This window comes from Bacillus sp. TCT6, assembly GCF_056033845.1.
Genome location: NZ_JBVYHX010000001.1, coordinates 742,716 through 768,051, shown reverse-complemented (window position 1 = coordinate 768,051; position 25,336 = coordinate 742,716). Strand labels below are relative to the sequence as shown.

Annotated in this window: 33 protein-coding genes; 12 read left to right on the top strand and 21 right to left on the bottom strand. The window is 32.1% G+C overall.

All coding sequences use genetic code 11. From position 1 onward, the window contains the following. The first annotated feature begins 309 nt into the window (after positions 1-309). The 3 genes from AC0ONG_RS03830 (at position 310) to AC0ONG_RS03820 (ending at position 2,158) form a co-directional block, all read left to right on the top strand. A complete protein-coding gene (locus AC0ONG_RS03830; RefSeq protein WP_000672787.1) occupies positions 310-438 on the top strand; it encodes a hypothetical protein in 129 nt (42 codons plus the stop codon). Continuing rightward, the gene (locus AC0ONG_RS03825) at positions 438-1,568 is read left to right on the top strand and encodes an RNA-guided endonuclease InsQ/TnpB family protein (protein WP_136997234.1); all 1,131 of its coding nucleotides are present in this window, start codon (positions 438-440) and stop codon (positions 1,566-1,568) included. Before AC0ONG_RS03830 ends, AC0ONG_RS03825 begins: the two co-directional genes overlap by 1 nt. Before the next feature lie 284 nt (positions 1,569-1,852). Continuing rightward, positions 1,853-2,158: a hypothetical protein gene (locus tag AC0ONG_RS03820; protein ID WP_000266264.1), complete on the top strand. Its 306-nt coding sequence runs from the start codon at positions 1,853-1,855 to the stop codon at positions 2,156-2,158. Between the two features lie 96 nt (positions 2,159-2,254). Here the strand turns inward: AC0ONG_RS03820 and AC0ONG_RS03815 are convergent, their stop codons facing one another. From AC0ONG_RS03815 to AC0ONG_RS03795, 5 genes are all read right to left on the bottom strand, one after another. Beyond that, on the bottom strand, positions 2,255-2,401 hold the full coding sequence (locus AC0ONG_RS03815; protein ID WP_000498641.1) for a hypothetical protein: 147 nt from the start codon (positions 2,399-2,401) through the stop codon (positions 2,255-2,257). 349 nt (positions 2,402-2,750) lie between these two features. After that, entirely contained in the window at positions 2,751-3,062 is a 312-nt protein-coding gene (locus AC0ONG_RS03810; protein ID WP_000637513.1) for a YbjQ family protein, read from the bottom strand. Positions 3,063-3,192: 130 nt separating this feature from the next. Beyond that, complete coding sequence (locus tag AC0ONG_RS03805) at positions 3,193-3,408, bottom strand: DUF4028 family protein (RefSeq protein ID WP_003276970.1); 216 nt, start codon at positions 3,406-3,408, stop codon at positions 3,193-3,195. Positions 3,409-3,575: 167 nt separating this feature from the next. Beyond that, positions 3,576-4,106 carry a general stress protein gene (locus AC0ONG_RS03800; protein ID WP_001100085.1) on the bottom strand — a complete coding sequence of 177 codons (531 nt, stop codon included), beginning with the start codon at positions 4,104-4,106 and terminating at the stop codon, positions 3,576-3,578. Between the two features lie 36 nt (positions 4,107-4,142). Next, a complete protein-coding gene (locus tag AC0ONG_RS03795) occupies positions 4,143-4,283 on the bottom strand; it encodes a hypothetical protein (RefSeq protein WP_001004568.1) in 141 nt (46 codons plus the stop codon). 235 nt (positions 4,284-4,518) lie between these two features. On the opposite strand from AC0ONG_RS03795, the gene AC0ONG_RS03790 reads away from it, so the two are divergent. From AC0ONG_RS03790 to AC0ONG_RS03780, 3 genes are all read left to right on the top strand, one after another. After that, positions 4,519-4,770: a hypothetical protein gene (locus AC0ONG_RS03790; protein WP_000991351.1), complete on the top strand. Its 252-nt coding sequence runs from the start codon at positions 4,519-4,521 to the stop codon at positions 4,768-4,770. 204 nt (positions 4,771-4,974) lie between these two features. Further along, entirely contained in the window at positions 4,975-7,665 is a 2,691-nt protein-coding gene (locus tag AC0ONG_RS03785; RefSeq protein ID WP_136997635.1) for a response regulator, read from the top strand. Between the two features lie 16 nt (positions 7,666-7,681). Further along, on the top strand, positions 7,682-8,539 hold the full coding sequence (locus tag AC0ONG_RS03780; protein WP_000429058.1) for a CheR family methyltransferase: 858 nt from the start codon (positions 7,682-7,684) through the stop codon (positions 8,537-8,539). A gap of 39 nt (positions 8,540-8,578) precedes the next feature. On the opposite strand, the gene AC0ONG_RS03775 is transcribed toward AC0ONG_RS03780, so the two are convergent. The 5 genes from AC0ONG_RS03775 to rsbV form a co-directional block, all read right to left on the bottom strand. Then, entirely contained in the window at positions 8,579-9,721 is a 1,143-nt protein-coding gene (locus tag AC0ONG_RS03775; RefSeq protein ID WP_136997637.1) for a fused response regulator/phosphatase, read from the bottom strand. A gap of 172 nt (positions 9,722-9,893) precedes the next feature. After that, positions 9,894-10,334, bottom strand: coding sequence for a ferritin-like domain-containing protein (locus AC0ONG_RS03770; protein WP_000017755.1), 441 nt, complete (start codon positions 10,332-10,334; stop codon positions 9,894-9,896). Positions 10,335-10,403: 69 nt separating this feature from the next. Further along, positions 10,404-11,180: an RNA polymerase sigma factor SigB gene (gene sigB, locus AC0ONG_RS03765; protein WP_016097862.1), complete on the bottom strand. Its 777-nt coding sequence runs from the start codon at positions 11,178-11,180 to the stop codon at positions 10,404-10,406. Continuing rightward, the gene (rsbW, locus tag AC0ONG_RS03760; RefSeq protein ID WP_000970581.1) at positions 11,143-11,625 is read right to left on the bottom strand and encodes an anti-sigma B factor RsbW; all 483 of its coding nucleotides are present in this window, start codon (positions 11,623-11,625) and stop codon (positions 11,143-11,145) included. Before rsbW ends, sigB begins: the two co-directional genes overlap by 38 nt. Before the next feature lie 6 nt (positions 11,626-11,631). Then, positions 11,632-11,970: an anti sigma b factor antagonist RsbV gene (rsbV, locus tag AC0ONG_RS03755; protein WP_016097861.1), complete on the bottom strand. Its 339-nt coding sequence runs from the start codon at positions 11,968-11,970 to the stop codon at positions 11,632-11,634. Positions 11,971-12,167: 197 nt separating this feature from the next. Here rsbV and AC0ONG_RS03750 point away from each other — a divergent pair, with 197 nt between their 5' ends. After that, positions 12,168-12,368, top strand: a complete 201-nt coding sequence (locus tag AC0ONG_RS03750) for a hypothetical protein (protein WP_000390996.1) — start codon at positions 12,168-12,170, stop codon at positions 12,366-12,368. Positions 12,369-12,577: 209 nt separating this feature from the next. On the opposite strand, the gene AC0ONG_RS03745 is transcribed toward AC0ONG_RS03750, so the two are convergent. The 3 genes from AC0ONG_RS03745 to AC0ONG_RS03735 form a co-directional block, all read right to left on the bottom strand. Beyond that, positions 12,578-12,829: a GlsB/YeaQ/YmgE family stress response membrane protein gene (locus AC0ONG_RS03745; protein WP_000522902.1), complete on the bottom strand. Its 252-nt coding sequence runs from the start codon at positions 12,827-12,829 to the stop codon at positions 12,578-12,580. Positions 12,830-12,904: 75 nt separating this feature from the next. After that, the gene (locus tag AC0ONG_RS03740; RefSeq protein ID WP_000004259.1) at positions 12,905-13,105 is read right to left on the bottom strand and encodes a CsbD family protein; all 201 of its coding nucleotides are present in this window, start codon (positions 13,103-13,105) and stop codon (positions 12,905-12,907) included. Positions 13,106-13,155: 50 nt separating this feature from the next. Beyond that, positions 13,156-13,545, bottom strand: coding sequence for a YflT domain-containing protein (locus tag AC0ONG_RS03735; RefSeq protein ID WP_000448818.1), 390 nt, complete (start codon positions 13,543-13,545; stop codon positions 13,156-13,158). Positions 13,546-13,758: 213 nt separating this feature from the next. On the opposite strand from AC0ONG_RS03735, the gene AC0ONG_RS03730 reads away from it, so the two are divergent. Continuing rightward, complete coding sequence (locus AC0ONG_RS03730; protein WP_000720866.1) at positions 13,759-14,214, top strand: hypothetical protein; 456 nt, start codon at positions 13,759-13,761, stop codon at positions 14,212-14,214. Positions 14,215-14,298: 84 nt separating this feature from the next. On the opposite strand, the gene AC0ONG_RS03725 is transcribed toward AC0ONG_RS03730, so the two are convergent. Then, positions 14,299-14,712 (bottom strand): hypothetical protein, encoded by a 414-nt coding sequence (locus tag AC0ONG_RS03725; protein WP_016097858.1) that lies wholly within the window; start codon positions 14,710-14,712, stop codon positions 14,299-14,301. A 321-nt stretch (positions 14,713-15,033) separates the two neighbouring features. Between AC0ONG_RS03725 and AC0ONG_RS03720 the strand changes: the two genes are divergently transcribed. The 3 genes from AC0ONG_RS03720 to AC0ONG_RS03710 all read left to right on the top strand — a co-directional run bounded on the left by AC0ONG_RS03720 (position 15,034) and on the right by AC0ONG_RS03710 (position 17,084). Next, a complete protein-coding gene (locus AC0ONG_RS03720) occupies positions 15,034-15,141 on the top strand; it encodes a YjcZ family sporulation protein (RefSeq protein ID WP_000505670.1) in 108 nt (35 codons plus the stop codon). 431 nt (positions 15,142-15,572) lie between these two features. Next, positions 15,573-16,103, top strand: coding sequence for an RNA polymerase sigma factor SigX (locus tag AC0ONG_RS03715; RefSeq protein WP_000955505.1), 531 nt, complete (start codon positions 15,573-15,575; stop codon positions 16,101-16,103). 3 nt (positions 16,104-16,106) lie between these two features. Beyond that, positions 16,107-17,084 carry a DUF4179 domain-containing protein gene (locus AC0ONG_RS03710; RefSeq protein WP_000650416.1) on the top strand — a complete coding sequence of 326 codons (978 nt, stop codon included), beginning with the start codon at positions 16,107-16,109 and terminating at the stop codon, positions 17,082-17,084. Between the two features lie 535 nt (positions 17,085-17,619). On the opposite strand, the gene AC0ONG_RS03705 is transcribed toward AC0ONG_RS03710, so the two are convergent. From AC0ONG_RS03705 to AC0ONG_RS03680, 6 genes are all read right to left on the bottom strand, one after another. Further along, positions 17,620-17,781 carry a hypothetical protein gene (locus AC0ONG_RS03705; RefSeq protein WP_000583951.1) on the bottom strand — a complete coding sequence of 54 codons (162 nt, stop codon included), beginning with the start codon at positions 17,779-17,781 and terminating at the stop codon, positions 17,620-17,622. Positions 17,782-17,914: 133 nt separating this feature from the next. Beyond that, positions 17,915-18,526: a DUF2812 domain-containing protein gene (locus AC0ONG_RS03700; protein ID WP_136997468.1), complete on the bottom strand. Its 612-nt coding sequence runs from the start codon at positions 18,524-18,526 to the stop codon at positions 17,915-17,917. Positions 18,527-18,539: 13 nt separating this feature from the next. Further along, positions 18,540-18,854 (bottom strand): PadR family transcriptional regulator, encoded by a 315-nt coding sequence (locus tag AC0ONG_RS03695; RefSeq protein WP_001078063.1) that lies wholly within the window; start codon positions 18,852-18,854, stop codon positions 18,540-18,542. A 154-nt stretch (positions 18,855-19,008) separates the two neighbouring features. Beyond that, entirely contained in the window at positions 19,009-19,653 is a 645-nt protein-coding gene (locus AC0ONG_RS03690; protein ID WP_001035204.1) for a hypothetical protein, read from the bottom strand. A gap of 126 nt (positions 19,654-19,779) precedes the next feature. Further along, the gene (locus AC0ONG_RS03685; protein WP_000288184.1) at positions 19,780-21,513 is read right to left on the bottom strand and encodes an S-layer homology domain-containing protein; all 1,734 of its coding nucleotides are present in this window, start codon (positions 21,511-21,513) and stop codon (positions 19,780-19,782) included. 1,115 nt (positions 21,514-22,628) lie between these two features. Next, on the bottom strand, positions 22,629-22,910 hold the full coding sequence (locus AC0ONG_RS03680; protein ID WP_000473837.1) for an LCI fold-containing protein: 282 nt from the start codon (positions 22,908-22,910) through the stop codon (positions 22,629-22,631). A 415-nt stretch (positions 22,911-23,325) separates the two neighbouring features. On the opposite strand from AC0ONG_RS03680, the gene AC0ONG_RS03675 reads away from it, so the two are divergent. After that, a complete protein-coding gene (locus AC0ONG_RS03675; protein ID WP_086398423.1) occupies positions 23,326-24,219 on the top strand; it encodes a helix-turn-helix domain-containing protein in 894 nt (297 codons plus the stop codon). Between the two features lie 661 nt (positions 24,220-24,880). Here AC0ONG_RS03675 and AC0ONG_RS03670 read toward each other — a convergent pair. Then, a complete protein-coding gene (locus AC0ONG_RS03670; RefSeq protein ID WP_000940662.1) occupies positions 24,881-25,270 on the bottom strand; it encodes a hypothetical protein in 390 nt (129 codons plus the stop codon). Positions 25,271-25,336: the final 66 nt, after the last annotated feature.

The following is a 25,336-nucleotide window of genomic DNA, read 5'->3' as shown; positions in this document are numbered from 1 at the left end:
CCTAAACACTAGAACAATGGGTCTTCCGCCTCGAATCATCTAAGTCAAAAGCGATAAGATGAACGTTCAACGACTATCTCGTATAACTGACGAGAGTACATCACAAGCCTATGGTGGTGGAAAAATCCTCTATCTCTAAGTAGATAAACATATAGTCTGCGCTCATGTGAAAACATGAGAAGTTCATAAGAGAACTGGCTAAGGAATTGCGCCCTTAGTTGAACAAGATAAATTTTATTGAATCTATCAAACTTTATTGATTTTATCGAACGTACGTGCTATGTTTGGTTCGATGAGGTGAGAATAATAATGAAATTTTCACGAGTTAGTCAAGTATCAGAATTAACAGGTTTGCATCCGAGTAGTCTTACGAGAATGCTGGTGGAACACGCTACGATTCAGAAGAACAAATCTTTCATTAAAGGAGTTACATTCTGATGATATTGGCGAAGAAAGTCAGACTAATTCCAACGCTTGAACAAGAAAAAGTGCTTAGAAACCATGCTGGAGCTGCAAGATTTGCTTATAACTATTGTAAAAGAATGAGTGATAGATATTATAAGCTATTTGGAAAATCTGTTTCACAGTTAGCTTTACAGAAACGATTTACAAAGATCAAGAAGCAAAAGAGATATGAGTGGTTAAAAGACATTAATGCACAAGTGCCCAAACAGGCTTCAAAAGATTTTGATACGGCGAGAAAACATTCGTTCAAAAAGTACAAAAATGGTTCTCACACTTCTTATAAATCCAAAAAAGATTTAATCCAAGGATTTTATGCCAATTATGAAAGACTGGTTATAGGAAAGAAAGTAGTTCATATTCAGTCTATTGGAGAAGTGAAAACAAGCCAACAACTACCAAGGAATAAAAAACCATCCAATCCAAGAGTTACATTTGATGGTCGTCACTGGTGGATTAGTGTGGGGTTCCAAGAAGACTTTGAATCACAAGAACTAACGAATGAGTCGATTGGTGTGGATGTTGGTTTAAAAGAGCTTTTTGTAGCTTCTAATGGTATGAAAGAACGAAATATAAAAAAAGATGCCAAGGTTAAAAAACTTTTGAAAAGGAAAAAGTCAGCACAAAGAGATATGTCTAGGAGATTTAAAAAAGGTGCAAAAATTCAATCTGCCGGATATGAAAAAACGAAAGCTGAGCACCTGCGATTATCTAGGAAAATTACGAATATCCGAACTAACCATATCCATCAAGCAACAGCTAAATTGGTGAAAACCAAACCAATGAGGATTGTTGTGGAAGACTTATCTATCTCAAACCTGTTAAAAAACAAAAAACTATCGAAATCATTTTCATTTCAAAAATTAAACTTCTTCTTTCAATGTTTATCATACAAGTGCGAGAAGTATGGCATTGCGTATGTAAAAGCTGATAAATGGTTCGCTTCAAGCAAGATTTGTTCATGTTGCGGCGTAAAATACGACCATTCAGTTCAACCAGAAGGACAGTGGAGTTTAAAAATACGTGAGTGGTGTTGTGTTTCATGCAATAGCTATCACGATAGGGATGTAAATGCTGCGATAAATTTATCAAGATGGGTAAAATAAATGCTTGATAATAGGAGGTAACGATACTGCCTCGTGTGGAGTGTTATACCCCTCGTCCCTTTGGGGCTGCGAGAACACTTTGAAGCACTAACTTGTGTAAATTTGATTGAATTGTATAGATTTAGTTAAGTTTATCTTATCGGAAAGTGTTTTTGACGAGTTATTAAATACAATTGAAGTGGGCTTTTTGATTGACCTTTTAAATAGACTAGATAATACATTTAGGAACGAAAATTTGTAAGTATCTGGTATAATCCTATTAAAAGGTGAAAGGAGATTTTCACATGTGGTTAATTTCGGAAATTTGGCCTGTTATACTAGTCGGGGGGATTGTAGTATTTGTAATAAAAAGACTGGAACATAAATATAAGCATGGCAAATTGGGTAAGAAAAAATCAAAAGAGGCTCAACTGTTATTAGATAGTTTCATACCTATAGGAATGCTTTTTGGCTGTATAATCGGTTTGATTTTCGGCATGTTTTTCCCAGATTTCTCACTGCTTTCCATTAGTTTAGGATCCGGAATAGGCTATTTATTTGGTTTTTTTGCCTATGAAATTTATAGCAAGACAGGAAACAATTTTTGTTAATCCAAAAGGAATAAGCGGGACAGTACATAGTAATCATATAAAATATGTAACTGTCCTTTATTTTTGCATCAATGTTATCAATTTTTCTTCCACATCCTATACGCCTTTTTTATTGATTTTTCTCCCCTCTTTCTTTCGCATATTCGCTTTTTTGTTTTTCTCGGCTCTATACCCAAAGTAAAGTATCGCACATGTAGTAATAGAACCTACAATGTATCCTAAAAAGCCTCCTAACCAAAACATAATATAAATTGCCCCCAATCCATTATAAATTTTATGTAACAGACATCTGTAAAACGTTCTCGGTACCTCCGTTTTTTATTACAGATTGGAAAATCCCCTTAACCATTCCATCTATGAACACTCTGTCTTCTCTATTTTGATTATTATCTATAAAGTTATTTATACCACTAATTCTTCCATTATCTCAAATAACAATTTTATTATAAAATTCGCACTTACGTTACATATATGTAGCATCACTGTTTCTTTTTTCATCTCGCTCTTACAACTGGAGTTTACTTCTATAACTTAAAAACAAAAAACCCCCTCAAAGCATGAACTTCAAGGGGTGAGCCTGTTTTTTATTTACTTATATACGTACAGCTGTACCACTGACAGCTACCATTAACATTCCATCACGAACAACCTCGTAATCTACGTCAATACCAACGATAGCGTTCGCACCTTTTTGTTTTGCAAGTTCTTTCATTTCGCCCATTGCGATATCACGAGCTTCTTTAAGCTTACTTTCATAAGAACCAGCACGACCACCGACAACATCACGAACAGAAGCGAATAAATCGCGGACAATGTTTGCACCCATAATAGCTTCACCATTTACAATATCAATATACTCAATAATCTCTTTACCTTGAATTCCAGAAGTTGTTGTTACAATCATGACTGACACTCTCCTAATAAGTTGTAGTTTTGATAAGCTTTCTTATGACTTTATTATGACATGGAAAAAGTATCTAATCTATTGAATTACCTTACAGGAATGTGACAGTTTTGTAATAATAAAACGCGCATTATGTTCCATTTGAATAAAGCGCTTTAATATTGGGATACATAAACGATTCTCTATTTTCTTTCCAATCTTTTTCTACTTCTTTAAAAGTTGGTCGTCCTAATTCTTTATTATTTTCATGTTTACTAAACCACTTTTTCACATACTGGTCTCCATTTTTATTTTGAACTGTACAAAGGAAGCTATTACTGCTATCCTTTAATATTTTTACAATCACGAAAAGGCACCTCTTCCCTTTTAAATAACATGATAGAACTTGATCTTTTACTATAAGCCCTTCCTCTCTTATAGTCATACGACTCCTCGGCCGCGCCAAAGTTGTAAGATCAAAAAAACGATATTCACTATGTTTATATTTTGCATAATTGATATGTGAAGTAAATATTATTTAAAGAAATCAGAGTTATAAGCATTATGCTTATCAAATATTTTATAAATTTCTAACTTATCATCTAATGTTGCATCTACTAAAATTAATATATTTCCATCGTAAATATATTCTTCATACTTTTTAGCATGTTCTTCTGGAATTCCTAATCCTATAAATGCTCCTATTAAACTTCCAGCTCCTCCGCCAATACCAGCTCCACCAATAGCTGCTGCGATTGGTCCTGCTGCTACAATTGGACCCATTCCAGAAATGGCAAGTATACCAAGGCCAGTTAATAAACCACCTAGTCCCCCTGCTACTCCTCCTGCTACAAGCCCTGTCGCTGAAAAGATATCTGCTTTATGTGCAGTTTCATTCTTAACTTTTTCACCCGATTTTTCTTCCAGGTGTTCAATTTCCTTTTGATCCTTCGCAATAGCTGAAATGTTATCTGCTGGGTATCCTTTATCATTTAATTCATTAATAACGAGTGCCGCATCATCAATTGTTCTAAAAACACCTACTATTTTTCTATCTACATTCATAACTATTAACCTCCTAAAGTTTTATATAATGTATCTTTATTTTTCTTCATTTCTGTATACACTAACCTTCTTATTAACATAACCATTTACGAAAAATGCGAATAGTAAAAGCACTACAAGTGAACTACTTAACAAGTAAATTAAATCAAATGTAATATCAATCATCATTTCATTCATGTATACCAGGCTCCTTTTTATTTAAAGTAAAAGTATATTTTGATAGACTAATCTACTAAACATAGACATCTTACAATTCATCTTCAGTCAATCTCTTTATAGTATATGTATACCCTTCCTAACTCTTTCTAAACGTAAAAAACTTTAATTATATTTTTCTTATTTATACGTTTAACATCTTCTAAAACGGGTATGTTTATATTGTTATGCTCACTATATGGAAAGGAATATTACGATGAACGCCATTCACTCTACTACTATTTCTTATAATGAAACACCTACAATAACTCAGATTCATCATTTTTATGCTTTAATGACAACATTTCAAGCTAATTTGTTTATAAGTAAACATGGAACAATGACATCAATCAAAAATTTAAGCACTCTAGTATCCTTTTTCCTTACTGTAAAAAAGAAAGATCTTGTATTATTTATTTTTGAAGGAATAGATGCAAAAAAAGCTTTAAGAACACTCTTTCCTTCTTAGAATGTTTGTTATCCTCTATTCCCCCGTTTACTACTTTTCATATATGTTTTTATATTTCAAAATGATTTCCTCTATGAAAAAAGAACCCCCTAATACAGTAGGGGGATTTCTAGTTTGGCCTTATGAAAACTGATATAATATATATTACGTTTTTTATTCTTGAAAATAGAAAACTTTTAATAATCTTGAAGGTAGGAATTTTTGATGAAATCGAAAGCAAAATTTAGTATTCGTTACAAAATTATGGCTGGTTATTTAGTTATCATTTTGTTCTTGCTTATTTCTTTCATTATGTTAAACAATGGGATTTCCAGTTTACAAAAATCTCGTAATTTTATTATTGATCACGATTTTAAAGTTCTTAATTTAACGAATCAAGTGGAGAAAGATTTACTAACAATTGAAAATAAAGCGAAAGGATTTATCACTTCTAATGATGCAAATTACGTTCAATCCCTTAACGCTGCAGAAAAGGATTACGAAAAACATTATCAAGATCTTTTTTCTCTATTAGAGGATAACCCCTCTCAGCAAGAAAAATTAAAACAGATTAACGAAAACATTACTAGTTGGATTAATAAAGAGATTCACCCACTCATTACAAATAATAATAGTAATAATGTACAAACAATCGACACGACTCAAATTCAGTCATTACAGTCGCAGCTAACTAACTTCCGTAGCACTGAGGAGCAACTAACGAAAAAAAGAGCTGCACAATTAGATATTGATAATAATAAATTAGAGATTTGGTTATACAGTTTATTGTTCTTACTTTCTTGTATTTCCATTATCGTTTCACTCTATATTTCGAATTCCATTACAAAAACGATTAAAAATGTAATTCAAGCTATTAAATCCATTTCTTCCAAAGAAAAAATTACGGAAAGAATTCATGTAAATACACATGATGAAATAAAAGATCTTGCTCATACAACAAATCACCTACTAGACGAAATATCGAAAAGAGAGTGGTTACAAACTGAGCTTGCAGAATTAATTTTAATGTATCAAGGTGTATCTTCTATTGAGATGTTAGGTAAAAAAATTCTGAGTGGAATTATACAAAAAACGCAAACTTCTTGCGGTGCATTTTATGTTCGTGAAGAAATTGAAGACACTGTCTACTATGTGAAGAAAGCTTCTTTCGCCGGTCAAGGTCCTGATGTTGGAAAACAGTCTATTAAAATGGGTGAAGGTTTCATTGGACAGTCTGCTTTAGAAAAGAAAAGTTTTATTCTCAGGGACATACCTGAAGAATTCCGTTACGTTACTACTGGATTATTAGAAATACGCCCTAAAAACCTACTAGTCATCCCTATCTTATTTGAGGATGAAGTAATTGCAGTAATGGAGTTAGTAAGTGTAACTGAGATTTCAGACTTGCATCAAGATTTAATTCAACAAACTGTTGATAATCTAGGTTTGACAATCCATAGTATTATGGGACGTATGCGAATTCAAACTCTTTTACATGAATCACAAGCAATGACAGAAGAGCTGCAAGTTCAATCAGAAGAATTACAAACGCAAGCTGAAGAACTACAAATGCAAGCCGAAGAATTACGAACAACGAATGAACAATTAGAGTCTAGAACGGAAGAAGCTGAACAAAAGACAGCCGACTTACAAATTACTAAATTAGAATTAGAAGAAAAAGCAAGCGAGTTGTTACGCAGCTCAAAATACAAATCAGAGTTCCTAGCAAATATGTCACATGAATTACGCACACCATTAAATAGTATTTTACTATTATCTGAAATGTTAAGAGAAAATCATGATAATCATTTATCGGATGATGAAATTGAACTAGCAACTGTCATTCATTCATCAGGGAAAGACTTACTTACTTTAATTAATGACATACTAGATTTATCTAAAGTAGAAGCAGGCAAACTAGACATCATTTTTGAAGCAACGAACATAAGTGACATGGCAGCCAATATGCATCAAAACTTTTTACATATAGCTGCACAAAAAAATGTCGAATTTACTATTGAAGACAGTGATACGATTCCAGATCTGTTTTATACAGATGCAAAACGGATTGAACAAATTATTAAAAACTTACTATCCAATGCATTTAAATTCACAGAAAAAGGATCCGTCTCTTTACATTTCAATCCGATAGAAACAACCAATTTGAGTCATGATATGCAATCTATAAGTAAAGAGTGGATTACAATTTCAGTAAAAGATACTGGTATTGGTATCGCTAAAGAACAGCATCAACTTATTTTCGAAGCCTTTCAACAGGCAGATGGAGCAACAATTCGGAAATATGGTGGTACAGGCTTAGGGTTATCTATTTGTAAAGAGTTTGCTAGATTATTAGGTGGTTGGATTACGTTAGAGAGTAATTTAGGAGAAGGTAGTACTTTCACGTTATATATTCCTAACCTTCCAAATGGATTACATGATATACAGTTATCCAATTTAGAAGTCGCAGCAACGGTAGATGACGTTATTCCTGCTGAAGTTGTCGAGGAAACGATAGTTACTCCCGAAACAAATAACGTCTTCCAAAAGAAAACCATTTTAATTGTCGATGATGATCATCGAAATATATTTGCATTACAAAACGCATTAGAAAAACAACATGCTACCATTATTACTGCACAAAACGGTATAGAATGTTTAGAAATACTAAAAAGCAATACAAATATTGACCTTATTTTAATGGATATTATGATGCCTAATATGGACGGGTATGAAACGATGGAAAATATCCGAATGAACTTAGGGTTACATGAAATACCTATTATCGCATTAACTGCTAAAGCAATGCCAAATGATAAGGAAAAATGTTTATCTGCTGGCGCTTCAGATTATATAAGTAAACCATTAAATTTACATCAACTCTATTCGGTAATGAGTGTATGGTTAATAAAATAAGTGAGGTTTAGTTGGAGTGGAAAATAAGTATTATAATTTTGATCCATCAGTAGATACGGATAAGCGTACGAACTTAGAAATTGAATTACTATTAGAAGCGGTATTTAAACTATCAGGATTTGATTTTCGCCAATATGCTCGCACATCTATTTATAGAAGGATTTGCAATAGAATGCAGCTCTCTAATATCCCTACCATTTCAAAATTAATTGAAAAAGTAATTCATGAAGAAGGGTTTTTAGAACAGTTATTAAATGATTTCTCCATTAATGTAACTGAGATGTTCCGTAATCCTGCTTTTTTTAAAGCGCTAAGAGAGCATGTTATTCCTGAATTGAAAAAACATCCTGAAATTAGAATTTGGCATGCTGGATGCGCAACTGGTGAAGAAGTATTATCAATGTCCATCTTACTTCACGAAGAAGGATTAAGTGAAAAGGCTGTTATTTATGCAACAGATATGAATACAAATGTGTTAGAAAAAGCAAAACAAGGCATACTTTCATTAAATAAAATGCAAACTTACACGAAAAACTATTTACAAGCTGGCGGTACACAAGCATTTTCTAACTATTATTCGACGGATAGTCGTTTTGCTTATTTCAATCCATCACTTTTACAAAACATTATTTTTGCACAGCATAATTTAGTAACCGATCAATCTTTTAACGAGTTTCATATTATACTTTGTCGTAACGTTTTAATTTACTTTACAAGTAAACTTCAAAATCAAGTGCAGCAACTATTTTATGAAAGTTTAAGTCACAATGGATTTCTATGTTTAGGGAATAAAGAAACTCTTCGTTTTTCAGATATAATGCCGCATTATACCCAATTTAATCCTAGCGAACAAATTTATCAAAAAATACAATAAAAAGCGTATGAAATCCTCTGTTTGGATTTCATACGCTTTTTATTTTGCATTCGTTTGTATCATAATTAGGCACATATCATCTGATTGTGCTTTCTTCTGTTCTCCCTTATAAAACCCTTCTATCTCGCCTTCTAAATCTCCCCATTTTCTTTCTGTAAAAGTACGTAATTTCTCTTCAGCCTCAAATTCATCATTTGCAATTGCTTCAAGAACACCATCTGTAAACAATACGATTTGAGCGTTCTTCTCAAAAGGTATAACTGTCTTTTCAACTTTTATTTCATCAAAAAATCCTACCGCACAACTCCCGCGATTTAGTTCCACTACATTCGCTTCATCAACTAAAACGTATCCAGAAGGATGCCCTGCATTTACATATTCAATCGTTCTCTTTTCTGTATCTACTACTAAATATATCGCTGTAAAATAATATGGAATATCGTCATTCTCATTATGTAAAAGAGTCATATATTTATTTAAGTCTTTAATGACAAGTTCTGGATCGATTAAAGATTTAATCGTTTCACGTAATACAGACGAAATAAACATACAAACTAATGAAGCAGATATACCATGTCCCATCACGTCTAATAATATAATACCGTAGCGGTTTTCATCGATTTTATACCAATAATACATATCTCCAGCTAATTTAAATGAAGGTAAGTAACTTGCTTCAATTTCTATATAATCTTCTCTTAATGGGCTACTTAATAAGTTTCTTTGTACTTGCGTAGCTAAATCTAGTTCATTCCGAAGATTTTCTTCTTGTTCTTTATGCCAATTTAATTCCGATTTCAAGCGTAACGCTACACGCATACGTGCTAATAGTTCAACTTTATTTATAGGTTTCGTAATATAATCCATTGCCCCCATATCAAGAGCTTCGGCCAACTTATTTGCATCCTCTAAAGCTGTAACAAAAATAATAGGAATATCTTTAAACTTCTCCTCTTTTTGTAATCGCCTACAAACTTCAAGTCCATCAATTTCAGGCATCATAATATCTAATAGTATTAAGTCAATTTCATTATGCCTGGAAGAATCTTTTCCAAACTGTATGTATTCGAAGAGCTCTTGTGCAGAATTGAGCGATACAAGATCATGATATCCGGCTTGTTTTAAAATTTTCTCAATTACAAATATGTTAACCGGATTATCATCAACAATTAAAATGGACACAAGTTATTTCCCCTTTTCTTATTTAAAATGTAAATCTATTATCATTTTCTATTTTTCTAGTATTACATACTCAGTTACAAAATGAAAATTTCGTACTCAAACATATTTATACAACAAAAGAACAAACCCCTAGAAATAGGAATTTGTTCTTTCACTGTATAAATTTCTACTTTTAATTTAACACCATTGCTTTATCATTTAAAAGACGATCTAATTCTTCCATATGATTTGTTTCATCTGCAATCATATCTTCTAGTTTTACAACTAACTCTGTCATATTTAATTTCGCTGCCTGTTCTTTTCTCGTTTCATAACGCTTAATTGTTTCATATTCTGATTGTCTAGCGGATTCTAACATTTCTCTAACATCTTCTACTTGTTTCACTGGTAAAGGGATCGTAGTAGGTGTACCACCTAACGTCTTAATTTTCTCCGCTAAATATAGGGCATGTCCTTGTTCATCACTAATTTCAGATTCAAAGAAAGGTTTCAATACTTGTCTATATATACCAGAAACTGTAGCTGCATTATGGTTATACATAATAATTGCTGAGTATTCTCCTGCTAAATCTTCATTCAATCCTTCGATTAGTTCTTTCACATCGTGTGACATTTTTATATCTCCTCCTATACTTAATAAGTACCCCTTTCCTCATGTTTTAAACATAATTATTTAAAATTTTTATGTATCTAAAAATGCAGCTTGCTTCAATTTACTTATCGCTTGTCTTTTAATACGAGAAACGTGCATTTGCGAAATACCTAACCGTTCTCCTGTATCTTTTTGATTTAAATTTTCTCCAAATATATAATGAATAACACTCTTTTCCGTATCATTTAATACGTTAAAAATATCCTCTAAAACGAGACGTCTTTCTGTCTGTTCATATCCTTGCTCTACTTCACCTACAGATTCAATTCTCGCTACCGAACTCCCATCAGATGAATTTTCAACTACATCATCTAAGGAAGATACTCGATAATTATTTTTCGCATCCATAATTTCTAGCACTTCCTCTTCGGATAGTCCTAAATGATCTGCAATCTCTATAATCTTCGGTGAACGCTGCAGGTGATCTGTTAACTCCTCTATCGCAAGTTTAATTTTCCCGCCTAAATCTTTAATTCGCCTTGGAACATGAATACCCCAAGTTTTATCACGTAAATACTTCTTTATTTCGCCTACTATCGTAGGTATTGCAAACGGCTCAAAAGCATTCCCTATCGAATAATCATACCTTCTTATTGCGCCTAAGAGCCCTAACATTCCTACTTGTATAATATCTTCATGCATCGGCCCACCTTTTGAATAGCGATATGCAATGGAATATACGAGATTTTTATAATGATCAACTAACCTTTCCTGCGCTTCATTACATTGGTTTTGTTGGAATTCTGCAATTAGCTTAATAACGTCTTCTTTAGTAAGAGTTGTAGGTTGAGATTGGATTTCCATCATTCTCCACCTGCTCTCTTTGTATATATTTTGTCATTAAAACTGTCATGCCCTCATCATGCATGATTTGTATATCATCCATTAACGTATTGATTAAATATAAACCTAAACCATTTTCCGGCAAATGTTCTACTGGTTTATTAATATCATACGGACCGACTTTACTTTTTAAGCTACTGAAATCAAAGCTAACTCCATTATCCGCAGCCATAATTTCTAATCGATCTTCATATAGACCAAAGACAATTGTAATTTCTCCAACGTCTTCTTTATATGCATGTTGTACAATGTTTGTACATGCTTCACTAATAGCAATTTTCATATCTTCTATATCGTCATAAGCAAAGCCCATTCGATTCGCAACACCAGCCATTGTTAAACGAATAATAGCCACATATTCTGCTTTTGCAGGAATTTTCATTTCTATCTTTTCAAATCTCTCCATCATCCCTAGTCACCTTCTTTCTACTTTTTCAAAATCGGAATTCAAATTTAATATTTCTGTTAGCCCTGTAATATCAAATAATCTTTTTAGCCTTTTAGATACACCAATAAACTCTAGCTTCCCATCATTTTTCTTAACTGCTTTTAATAAAGCTATAAAAACTCCTAAGCCTGTACTATCCATATAATCTACGTTATGAAAATCTACTACAATATGAACCTCTTTTTCATTTGCAATAGGCATAATCTTATTTTTTAAATCTGATGCCGTATATGCATCAATCTCACCATTAAGTTGTACCGTATAACCTACATCATTTTGCAAAATATTTATTTCCAAATTCATCATTTCCGCCCCCTCATCTCAAACTTTTACTATTTAATTACCCATAAAAATTAGTTTTAAACATATTTTTTTATTTTCATTATAAATAAATTTTCTACACCTTTCTCAGCTTAACACTAAAAAAAATACTACCGAATGTTTAAACCTTATAAATTTGTGTATGTATAATGTATAAACATTATTTTTAGGGGGATCTATCTATGGAAGAGCACAACTTTAAAAAGGGAGATTTCGTTCAATTTTCTTATCGACACGATCATGCTACAAAGTTAGTTGGTTCCATTATTAATATACTAACGAATACAATTGTAGTTGATATAGGTAATAACGAGGACTTATCTCATATAGAACCAAGGCAGGTCGTAAGGATAAATAATTGTAAAAGAGTAACGATGGTTTAATATGTAATATAAAGTGTAATCTCAATCAGTGGGGCCATCCTCACTGATTATTTATTGAATAAACATGATGATTGCGAGCAACCTTCATACAGATTACATTAAAAAAGCATCCAAATTATTTTAATTGGATGCTTTTTTATGTATATTTATCAGTTCATTAACCCTATCGCTATATATAACAAACTTAAAATTACTATTCATTATCATACTTACGCTTTCCGTAGCATTCTAGAGAAGAATGTGACGATTAAAATAAAGACGATTGCGCCTAATAAAGCTGGAAGAATAAAGATGCCTCCCCATTCAGGACCCCAGTGACCAAATAATGCACTACCAACCCAAGATCCGATTAATCCAGCAATTACATTACCAACTATACCTAAAGGAAAGTCTTTCCCTGTAATCATTCCAGCTAACGCACCAATAAGTCCACCTACAATACACGTAATAATAAGTCCCACAATTAAACCTCCTATATTATTTTTATATTGGATTCATCAAGCTTTGGTATGTAACCAAAGCTTGATGAAAATGTATTATTCTTTATTATCCAACTCATCGCTTATCTTTTGTTTCACTTTTCCGACTTTTTCTTTTATAGTTCCCTTCGTCTTCTCCCACTTCCCTTCATTTTTCAACTCTCTATCTTCTGTAACTTCACCAATTCCTTCTTTTATTTGTCCTTTTTTCTTTTCAACTTTACCCGTAATTTGTTCTTTTAGCCCGCTCTCACTCATATTTCCCATCTCCTTTTCGTAATAGATTTATAGATTTAAAGGATACAAATTTAAATAGAATACATGCATCTTCTTTCTTGTAACCATTCACCGACTCTTTCTAAATCCTTAACGAATAACAAGATTTTCCCTTCATCCAGCTTTTCTTCATAAAAGTTCGCTTCTTCCTCATTAAGCCCTAACTCCTGCATCTTATTTCTTAACTGATCTCCTGTTTTTTGAAAGACGTTAATAATGCTTGTCCCAAGTCCCTCCTCTTTTATCCCAATTGTATTCACGTCTGCATTGTCTGCAATTCTATCTGTCCTATCTTTCTCATGTGTTAATACGTAAATATCTTTTTGTTCTATTCCTTTCTTCACTAGATCATTCGCTGCATTCATGACCTCTTTCTCCGTAATAAATTCATATACAAAAGGTTTACTATACTTCGTTTCCATCTTTAACTTCCTCCTTTAAAATGAATTATTTGTTATATTATATGTAGTACACCTATTTTCGAAATGTTAAACATAAAATTCAAAAAAAGTTATGTGAATTTTGATTTTAATAGAAAATAAACAACATCATTTACCACTTTAAAACATCTTCTACTTACAATAACCTCCTAAATTAACGGAAAATTGTTATAATTGAACGTAAGGAGGGATAATATGAAAAAAATCATATCTATATGCGCTCTAACCGCTCTATCTTTCACTTTAATAGGTTGTACAAGTACCTCGGTTACAGATAAAGCTTCACAAGTTAAGCAAGAACATACACAAAATACCTTTCAATTAAACTCCGCAAATATTACCGACATTGAAATACTGAAAACAACAAATCATACTACGTCCAAATCTCAAACAGATAATGAAGAAATGATAAAATCTATCGTTTCAGCAGTTCAAAATGGAACACCTAAAACTATCACTTTAGATCAAAAAAAGAAACAATCTGTGCATTCTACTATAACCGTTACATATAAAGATGACGAAAAAGAAGAGTTTCTTGTTTGGGTTGACAATAAGGAACAAATTACAATTGCCAAAGATGAGAAGAAAGATAAGGTAGAAAGTGTGATAGTGAATATTAAAGATACTAAAATGATGAAGGATTTCTTTTAAAATTCTAGTTAACATTAAAAAAAGAGTAGGATTACATCCTACTCTTTTGTTTAATCATACCCAATAAATAGACTTTTACAAGATCTATTTAAGGTCTAATTTTGCTAAATCATGTTGTAAAACATTATTTCCTTCTTGTGGGTTAAATACGATTGCACTAAGACCAAAAACATTCGTAACAACATCTCTATCTTTCGGACGAATGATTCTTACTTCATAAGCAAACAGTGCTGGAGGAAGAGCTGCTGAACGAAAAGTAACATATTGATTAGGTGGCAATGTTTGTGTTGAAGGGTCTATTAATGGTAACAATACCGGAGAACCAGATGACCAATCAAACATTTCAACAGTTACTCTACGAGTATCATCTGGATCAACATTCATAGCATCCACAGTAAGAAATAACGTAGCGGAATGTCTACGTAATATACCCGTTGATAAAGTTTCATTATGATGTTCACAGCATTTTTTTGGAGGGTGACCATAGCCATAACTCATACCAATTCCCCCCTTTCATTTACAATTAAGGACAAGTATTCCTTATAATATATAATGTTAGTATTCTTTTAGTGCAAGGTATAAAAGCGGATTTTCATCTGTATTTTTGGATATTTTTTTCATTTATTCGCTTTTAAAGAATAAAGTGAAACTTTAATCAGCCCTCACCAATCGGGGTCTTACTACCCAGCAAATAGCGAGATAAATCTATTTTGAAAAGGACCTGCTCCATTCATTCGTAAAAGCATAAAGTAAATGGAATCCGTTAAAACACATGAGTGACCCCTTGGTTTTCCCTTCCTATTAAAAGGAGGAACTGTTATGGGCTTTGGTGGTAGTTGTGGCGGCTGTGGCTTCGCTGGAGGATTTGCTTTATTAGTTGTATTGTTTATTTTATTAATCATCGTTGGAGCTGCTTGCTTCTGCTAAAAAACTATCGGAAAAGACACTCATGTGAGTGTCTTTTCTTTATATGTAAAAAAAAGCCCGCCTATTTCCGTAGGCGGGCTTTATCTTTATTACACAATACGAAAGTATACTCTCTTTTTCACTAAAATTTTATGTAATTATACATATTCATGAAAATAGAAGACTTAAAATATGCCAAAATAAAGTGAAACTTTAATCAGTGGGGGGGGTTCATCCACCACTGATTATTAACCCCCACCAATCGGACTTTTACGGGCAGCCCGCCCCCCACCTAACTTCTTTGCTTACGCTGAATTTTGAGGTGGGGGTCTTACTGCCCGTTAATGCGGGATAAAAAATATAAAAAAATATCCAGAAAAACTGTCACAAAATCCGTTTTTCTGGTTTCTCTATAATACAGGTATCAAATTGAAAGTGAGGTTTAAACGGACATGTTAACCATAGAAAATGAAGAAAGTCATGCTTCTGATATGACCTTTGAAGATTTATTTAAGCAGTACTATGCTTACGCTGTGAAACAAATCATCTGGATTGTTAAAGATCAATCTATCGCTGAAGAGTTAGCACAAGAAGTATTTTTACAATTATATCGTAGCGATTGGAAAGGAATTGAAAACATACCTGGATGGTTGATTAAATCTTCTACTTATGTAGCTTATAACCATTTTCGATCTGAAAAAAGGCAACAAGCGAAGATTGATAAAGAAATACAATACCATGAAGTACAAAATGTTTCATCATTAGACGATGATTGGATAAGAAAAGAAGAAATTACAAAGGTCCAAACGATACTAAATAAAATGAATGATCGAGAACGAACCCTTTTACTAATGAAATTCTCTGGTTTTCAATATAAAGAAATTGCAGAAGTACTTCAAATTGAAATATCTTCTATTGGAACATTATTGGTCCGAGCAAAAATGAAATTCCGCAAGATTTATAAACAAATGGAGGAGGCATAACAAATGAAATGTTATGATATCGGGTTTATTCAAACATATATTGATGGAGAACTTTCTCATGATATAAGAAAGGAATTCACAAAGCACCTAGATACATGTGAAGCATGCCAAGATTTATTAGTAGAAATCAGTAAATTAAATCAATGGGAAAACGTAATGCTAGATGAAGAATCTGCAAATTCACCACAAGAAATCAAAATTGATATAGAACAAGCATGGAAAACATTTGAAAGCCGTTCCAAGTTAGACAATGTTTCTAATATAAATCACAAAAAGCACCAAAAGAAGGGAATGTTTACAAACATGAGTAAAAAATCAAAACGTTTCATTTATACAGCAGTAGCTGCAGCTGCACTTTTTACAACAGCAATGATTCCACAAGTACAAGTGGCGGCTACAAATGTTGCTTCATATTTTTCTGATGCAATTACAAATGATAAAGTTGTAAATGAAGGAATAGGAGATGAAAATGGTGTCATACAAGATATGATGAAGAATGGTAAATATATTCCTATTGATGAAAAAATTACAGATCAAGGTATTACTGTACATCTCAAAGAAGTATTTATCGCAGATGCACGTATATCAGTTCATTATAGAATGGAAAAAGCTGATGGTAATTTAGTACCATTTGAATTTGATACATCAGGATTAAATCTTGAAAATGATGGTAAAATTAATGGGCAACAAGAGGAAAACCCTGAGATTAAAAATGACGGGAGACTATCATTTATCCATGATTCAGATGATCGTCTTCCTTTTGAACTTATGGCAGCAGGTAAAAAACTAAATGATGTAGGCATTCGTGATAATGATAAACCTGAAGGTGTTGCTACATTTGTTATAGATTCTAAAGGAAAAGACGCTTTTAAACAGCCCCTTACTTTAGATGTAAATATAACTAGAATTGGAAAAGTAATTGGATCTTGGAAAGGTCAAATTCCAATTGATACTTCACATTTGAAAAACAATACGAATTAACATGAAAAAAAGAATAGAACAATATGTATCTAATTCTCAGTTTATATGTTTTCTTGTTTTCGTTATATTTATTTCTTATATAGTTTTTACTCTATCTTTTATTTATGATTTAAGTTTATAACCTTAAATCAATCATTTAAAACCATTACAAAAAAAAGCCCCCTAAAAAAGTAGGCAAATAAATAACCGGTTTCTTAACGTATAAGGAATCGGTTATTTTGTATTTAAAATGCGTCTAGACGTACAATTTTTTTGATATGGTGACCTCTAATAAACCATATCAAAAAAAGAATAGACAGCCTAAGGTGCCTTTCTCCGACTTGAACCATGTTTAATTGTTTTGTTTATTGAGAAATACAATGGTTTATTTATGCTGATCTTCTATATTAGGTCCGTTTGCAGTCCATACAGCAATTAACAAAAGAACAATAGCGATGAAAAAGTTGATGAGCATTTTTACTAAACTACGCATAGGTAGAAAAGCATATATACTTCTCTACCTATCTTAATGTTACTTGATAAGTACTTGTTTTAATTATATATACAAGGAAATTAAACCAGCTATAACAATCAATGGAAGAATTACTGCAAGTTTATTTTGTAGAGGGACACGTTTGTCTGGGACTCCTGGATGGATAACAAAAGCCAGTAAAACAATTGCTCCAATAATACCTAAAAGTATATTAATGATAATCATCCTCCTAAGGAATATTATTAAAATTATATCAAATTTAAACACAAACAAAAGGAATTAATGTTAACAATTACCAAACAACCTATTTATACATAAAAAAACCCCCAAAGTATCTACTTTAAGGGGATCCATCCTATCACCTTCTCTCTTCATACAACCGATTTGCTTTATACGAGCAAACGAAATACATACATGTCACAACGGGGATAAATGTCAAAAAAAGTCCTCTCATTAATGCAAATGGCATTTCAAATAAGAATGACCATAGAAATGATACACCTTGCTTATCCCATAATCCTGGCGTCAAGTATAGTTCTTTCGGATTTACAAAGGCTCCTAAATTCATTGTATTACTATACATAAATAAAAATAATATCGGCAAATAACAGATCGCTAATTCTAAAAATGTTTTAGATAGACGCTTATACTTCCCTGCTCGTGACATTGGATCTGAAAAAATGTCATCTTCACTTTCTTCATCTACCTTTTTAAAATATTGCGTACCTGACCACCTATTACCAGCTATATGCTCCCAGCCACTATCTTCAAATAATGTGCAGTAATTAATAAAATCACTTTTTCTACTAAATACTCTATGGTCTATTTTAATCGTCGCATCTTCCGGTTCTGTATATCTAAATGTATAACCAAATGTATTGCTTTCTAGTTGATAGCCTTTCCAAGCCATCTCCTCTAACCATTTTTCCTCTTTCTCAAAGTCTAAAAAGAATTTCAATCTCCACATCATCGTTTCCCCCTAACTATACGTGTAATAAACTTTTTGTAACCGCAATAATGTGCTGCATTCTCATAAAGTCTAAATGCAATACTTCTTTCCCGCGTTCCGTAATGACATACACTTTTCTTCGTTTATCTTCGCTTTTTACCGATTCTATTAACCCTTGTTTTAATAAATTTTCAACCGCACCATACAATGTACCCGCTGCGATTTTCACTTGATGATTACTCAGTTCCTCCACCTTTTGCATAATTAAATATCCATGAGCTGGCTCTAATAAAGCTAAAAGAACGTAATACGTTGTTTCCGTTAATGGTAAATTTTTATCTCTATTCATAAAGACCTCCAATGTAACGATAAGTATATAGCTAAACTATATAGTTCAACTGAATAGTTTCATTTTATACAGTCAAACTGTATATGTCAAATGTAGGAATAACTTTATAACCCAAAACAAAAACGCTACCTTTTTAAAAGATAGCGTTTTTGTTTTATCCTTGCTTATTCTTCGCCTTCATTTGCTCTTCATAAACAAACTTCGCGGTCATAAAGTCGTTAGAAAAATCTTTCAATGCATTCTTCATTACATTTAATTCTTCTTGTGATTTAATTTCAATACTGTTTAAGAAATCAAATGCTTTTGATTGTTCCTCCGCAACAAAGTTTTGTGTCATATAATCATCTTGGAAGTCTTTCTTCGCCTTTTCTTTTACTTTATTCATTGCCTCTGTTTTGTTTATGCTTTTCATTGGATTTTCGAATGCTCCAGTAGGTTGTTCTGGTTTTGGCTCTTCTTTCTTTTCCGGCTGTTGCGCTGGTGCCGGTTGTTGTGGTTCCTGCTTTGGTTGTTCTTGTTGAACCGGCTGCTGCGCTACTTGTTGCTCTTTTTTCGCTAACTCATCTTTTAACTTCTTCACTTGCTCATCAAGAGATTTTTTTTCAGTTTCTAACACACTCATATCACTTTTCAACTTTTGCGTCTCTTCAAAATGTTCATCTACTAATTTATTATATTCTTTCTCAGAGTACATTTTTTCACTGGTTGATGTCGTTTTCTCTTTCGTAACAACTACATTAATAATTATAAATAAGGCTACAATTCCTATTAACGCAGCGAAAATCTTCTTTTTATTCATGATTAATCCTCCAAAATGTAAAATTTCAAAAATTATCATAACAGACCAATTCGTTTTCACCTGTCATATTTTGTCGAATCAATATAATAAAAAAAAGCATCTGAAACAGATGCTTTTTTCTCATTCTTAATACGTAAACGTAATTGTCACTAAAGAATACCCTTCTTTCGCATTGTAAGGCTCCGCTTTATAAGAAACTCGATTTGCCCCTTGCGGATAATCAATTTCGCCAATTGCCTTTTTCACATCTTGCAGTGCACCATTCATTGATTGCTTGTACAGCACTTCAATTTTCTCTGGTTTTGCACTATAGCGCTGCTGCATTTTATTTTTTAATTCGGTATAGTTATTTGCAATATATTCATTTCCTAAATAGTTTAACTTTGTATCTTTTAATATTTGCTGATATGCAGGCGTTTTCGTACTACCTGCCGCAATTTTGTTTGTCAGTGTACTATAATAATTTGTTGTAGCTTGCGGATAGTCTCCGCGGTTCCACTCATGATTTCTTGCGATTTGTTCATCTGATAAATTGAAATACGAATACGTTACGCGGCCCTGTTCATCTGGAACCGGATCATCGAATGTTGTATCAAGGTGATACCATTTGTTTTCGATTTTCACTAAATTCCAAGCATGAGGTTGTCCGTCCCCAGTTCCTGTCACGAAATGATTTTCAATTCCTGCTTCTTTTAATAATTGATAAGTTAATAGTGCGTAACCTTGGCAAACCGCAGAACGATTTACTAGTGCTTCATATGCTGTGTAAGCTTTATAAGACGTATCATAAGAAACATGTTTTACTACGTAATCATGAATCGCCTTCACTTTTTCGTGATCATCCATTCCAACTTGAGTAATAGAAGAAACGATTGCTTTCGCTTGTTTCATGACATATTCCGTCTGTTCTTTCGTTTCACGATATGTAATCTTAAGTGTAAATGTATAATTTCCAGGTGATCCAGAAAGTCCATATGAAACATTCGATCTATTATTATTTGTATACTCATTTTTACTTGCAACTTCTTTATATGCGTTAAAAAGTGTATTCATCACTTCGTTTGTATTATTGTTTTTCGTTTTATATGGAAGTGTAATATTTGTCTCGTATGTATTAATACGCTTTTGTACTTCCTCTTTAAAAGCTGTTAATAATGCCGCATCTCCTGTGTCTTTCACATCAGCATTTTTATACTTCAAAGTTTTATATAAAAACTGCGCATACTGTTCACGTGTTACTGTGCCATACGGTTCAAAATTCCCGTTCCCTGTGCCATCTGCGATTCCATTTGACTGCACTGCACTAATTGCGTTTTCTGCCCAAAATGGATTTGGAACATCCTTAAAGGTATGTTTTTGTTTTGCCGCAAGATGGAAAGCATTTGTAAGAATTTGTGCCATTTCCGCACGACTCACAGAAGCTTTCGGTCTAAATTGGCCATTTTCATCACCTTTAAAAACTCCTAAATTCGTTAAAGTTAATACCTCTTCTGGAAACATTGTAGAACTTTGATTAATATCACCGTAAGGATTTTTAAACGTAGACCCATCCTTTAATACGTAACGAGTTCCATCATTACTAAACGAACCGCCTTGTTTATTCGGTACTAACACTCGATAAATTAAAGCCGCAACTTGCTCCCTTGTCGCAACATCTCCAAAACCAAATATCCCATTTCCATAACCGGAAATAATATTTTTACTCGCTAAATCTTTAATCGCAGGATATGACCAATGTGATGTCGGCACATCAGAAAAAACACCCACTTCAGCAGCTTTTACATCGCTGCCATTTGTATATAACAACGCACCACCAATAAGTGATAGTGATGTAATTGATTTTAATAGTTTTGTGTACATAATTTCTTCTCCCAATATGTTCTCTATTTTTGTTGGTTTATGTCGAAAAATCTAAAAATATGACAAAATATATTATACAATTAAAAGTTTTTGAGGGATATATCGAATTTTAAAATATGCAAAAATTCATATTGTTATAAGGATTCATAGTGATATTATGTTGTTTTACTTGCGAATATACAAATAAAAAAACGCTCATCTGAGCGTTTCATCTATATACCTAATAATTACTTTTTCTACACTTCGAACTCTTCTTCGGTAATAATCCTTTAATCTAACAACTCTTTATTCTCCAATATTTCTTCAGCCCGATGGCCCTCCATGCGTATATTGTATAACACTTGTTGTATTAACCTTTGATTGGTCTGTTGAAACATTTCATCCATTTAGAAATAGTTCTATTGAATTTTTCACCACTAGCCATAAAAATATCTTATAATCTTTATATAATAAATTATTGTATTAGGAGTAGATAAAATGCCAGTTACACTCGAACTTATTCTTTTCATTCTTATAGCAATTAGTGCTGTTGGCTATTTAATAAAAGAATTTCAAAAAACTAGGAAACGAACACTTGGAATTTCACTAGAATTTTTAATTCTTTTCTGGTCAATATGGAGAATATCAACTATCATAATCTAATTTATAAAACATGAATTCCTTTGAATAAAACTCAATATTATGTCCATAATGTTGATAGGCTGTATGCCAGAATCCATTTAGTCTTCTCTGTATCTCCTTGTATTAAGCAGTTAGCCTTTGCTAGCTGCTTAATACAAGGAAATATTTTTTATTTAAATTAACTATTTTGTTCACTTTTTTGATACATTTACGAAACATTCATATGTTACGTTATATAAGTCCTTTTTTAAATCATATTCATTCTAGAAAAAAGTCCTAGTCCCCCTAGGGCTTTTTTCATTCAAATAAAGAGTTTTATTGTTTCTCAATAACCGCAACTATTTAATGTGGTAAAATAATAATTGGATTGGCATCCAATACCATATTACGATGGATCAAATCGCAAGAAGGCACCTTAGGGTGTCTTTTTTATAGAAAATCAGTTTAAAAACTAAAAATAAAAGAACCTCAATAAATGAGGTTCAAAAAATCTACTATTTTAAATTACCTTCGTAAAAAGCAACTCCATTTTGAACATGTTTTAAATACCACGTAATCGTCCCGCCACAAACATTTTCATTAAAACTATTAGCATATACTCCATTTGAGTAATAAAGAGTTCTTTTGAACTTACCGTTAGAATACTCATAAGGAATTGAGCATGTTGCTTGTTTCGGAGAGCTCACAGCTTTTTGCGTATCAGCTGAAGCTGCCCCAATTCCTCCTGTTAATGCAATACCTGTTGCCAATAGCCCTACTACTAATTTCTTGAACATAATAAATCCCCCTTTAATAGTTTTTATAACTTACAACTTAAATGTATCACTTTTGTAATTTATGTAAATATCTTGAATATGTAGAAATATTTATTTAATTATTGGTAATATTAGGATTTTATTTTATCAAATGGAAAATAGAGGGATTAGGAAGGTTTGTAAAAATCCATACTAAATAAACTAAATATCACGATATATCATTAATGGGCTGATCCAAAATTTTTTCTGATTGGAAAACTATAGTCTCATATATCAATTGCGAGGATACCTTAAGGTATCTTTTTTGTACATATAAAAGTCTCAGCATCTTATTCCTTTAAAACAATAATTGCAACTATATTAATTTTACATTACATTAAGGTTAGGGAATATTCTTATATTAATAAAGTGAAAGTGCTAAATAGTAGGTGGAAGAATGGAATTTAACGATTTGGGTATTACCATTAAAGAACTTAGAATCAAAAAAAATATATCACAATCCGAATTATGTCATGGAATATGTTCACAAAGTCAAATTAGCAAGATTGAAAAAGGTATGATTTATCCATCTAGTATATTGCTATATCAATTATCAGAAAGACTTGGTATTGATCCAAATAATATATTTGCACTAACTCAAAATAAAAGATTAAAATATGTAGAAAATGTAAAATACGTAATAAAAGATTGCTTAAAGCAAAAACAATATAAAGAACTTTATGAAATAGTGAAAAAAGAGAAAAACTTAAATAATTTTCAAACAAAAGAAGAGAAACAATTTCTAATATGGCATGAAGCAATTGCTATATTTATAGTGGATAAATCATTAAAAACTGCTTTAGATTTTTTAAATAATGCATTAAAACTGACTTTAACTAATTCTGATTTTTTATCAGAAAGAGAAATAGATATTATGCAAACAATGGCTATATTTTATGCGGAAAATAAAGAATATGAAAAAAGTATTAATATATTAAAAAGATGTTTAAGTAATTTTAATAAGTTAGATTTTCCTAGAGATAAAGAAATTAAGTTGAAAATCATGTTAAATTTAGCAAAATCTTTGGACTTCACATATCAACATGAAGAGGCAATAAAATACATTGATAAGGGCATCAAATTAGCAATTAATCTAAATACGTTATACCTATTAGGTGAACTCTTCTATTTAAAAGGTCAGTTTTTATTAAAAATTAAACAACATAATGTAGAAGATGTTATTTATAACTGGAAAAAAGCATTATTTATATTTGAACTAACAGAAAAAGAATATTATACAAAAATGCTACCAGATGAACTTATTGAATTACAAAATAAAAAACACTCATAATTTCGTAAAAACTACTTACAAATCCCACAGAAAAAATCCCTATAGCTTTTAAACTTAGAACGATAATATTAAAATAATTTAAGTCGGCAGAATGCTCCTTTTGGTATCTTTTCTTTATTTTTACAAGTACCTACTCAATTAATTCTTAAAAACATAATAGGAAACATTGTTTTATTTATCCCATTTTCATTCATGCTATATATAAAATTCGTTAATAAACCCACCTCAAATACTAGTTCCTTTTATAAGTCGTTTTTTTGATGTAGCTGATATTATTCTCAATACAATAGAATTAATTATTGGAACATATTTAGCAATATATATCAAAAAACAATAATAAGAAGATCCCTTCCACCTTAAGGTAGAAGGGATCTTCTTATTTCTATTTCAAACTACTCGCAATCTCCGTAAAGATAACCCCAAGTGCGTCAACAAGCGTTTTTTCACCAACTACCGCTCCTCTACCGAACGATCTTTCACCGATAGATTGTATGCCTTGAAGTGCTGCTTGCTACATTTCAGCGAACTCTTTCACTGTTAGCTCACGTTTTTCGCCTGCTGCATTTACGGGCAGCCCGTTAATACGGGATAAATGTTAAATCAACTCCTATTTAACATTTCAATTCAGATATACGACCGTAAAGAATACATCATCACGGTGTCAGCAAGCAAAAGTGTATTCTGCATTTCTGAAAACAGTAGATGGCAGATTATGCCCTACTGAATCTGCTAAGAAAGAATATACAAGAACATCCTTAACATCCTCTTTATTTCCACTAATGATGACATCAAGGAAATCTTCTACTTGAAATTCTGGAGTAAACAACACAATCTTAGTTGTTCTGTTTGGTTCTAAAGAAACAAAAGTACGAGAGATTTCAACTAATTCATTTTGAGTTGGGAAAAAAGTGTTTCGGCTTCTCTTAACAGTTACCGTTACATTACTAGTATGGCAGCGTGAATCATTGTTTAACATAATGTTGAGAGCAGTTGGAATAATCCCATTTTCAGAAACTGGAACTCGAAACACCCCAGTAGATTTATGAGCCATATAATCACATCCTTTCAAAATAAAATATATTTACAATATATTAGATGCAAAAAACGTTCATTTTGA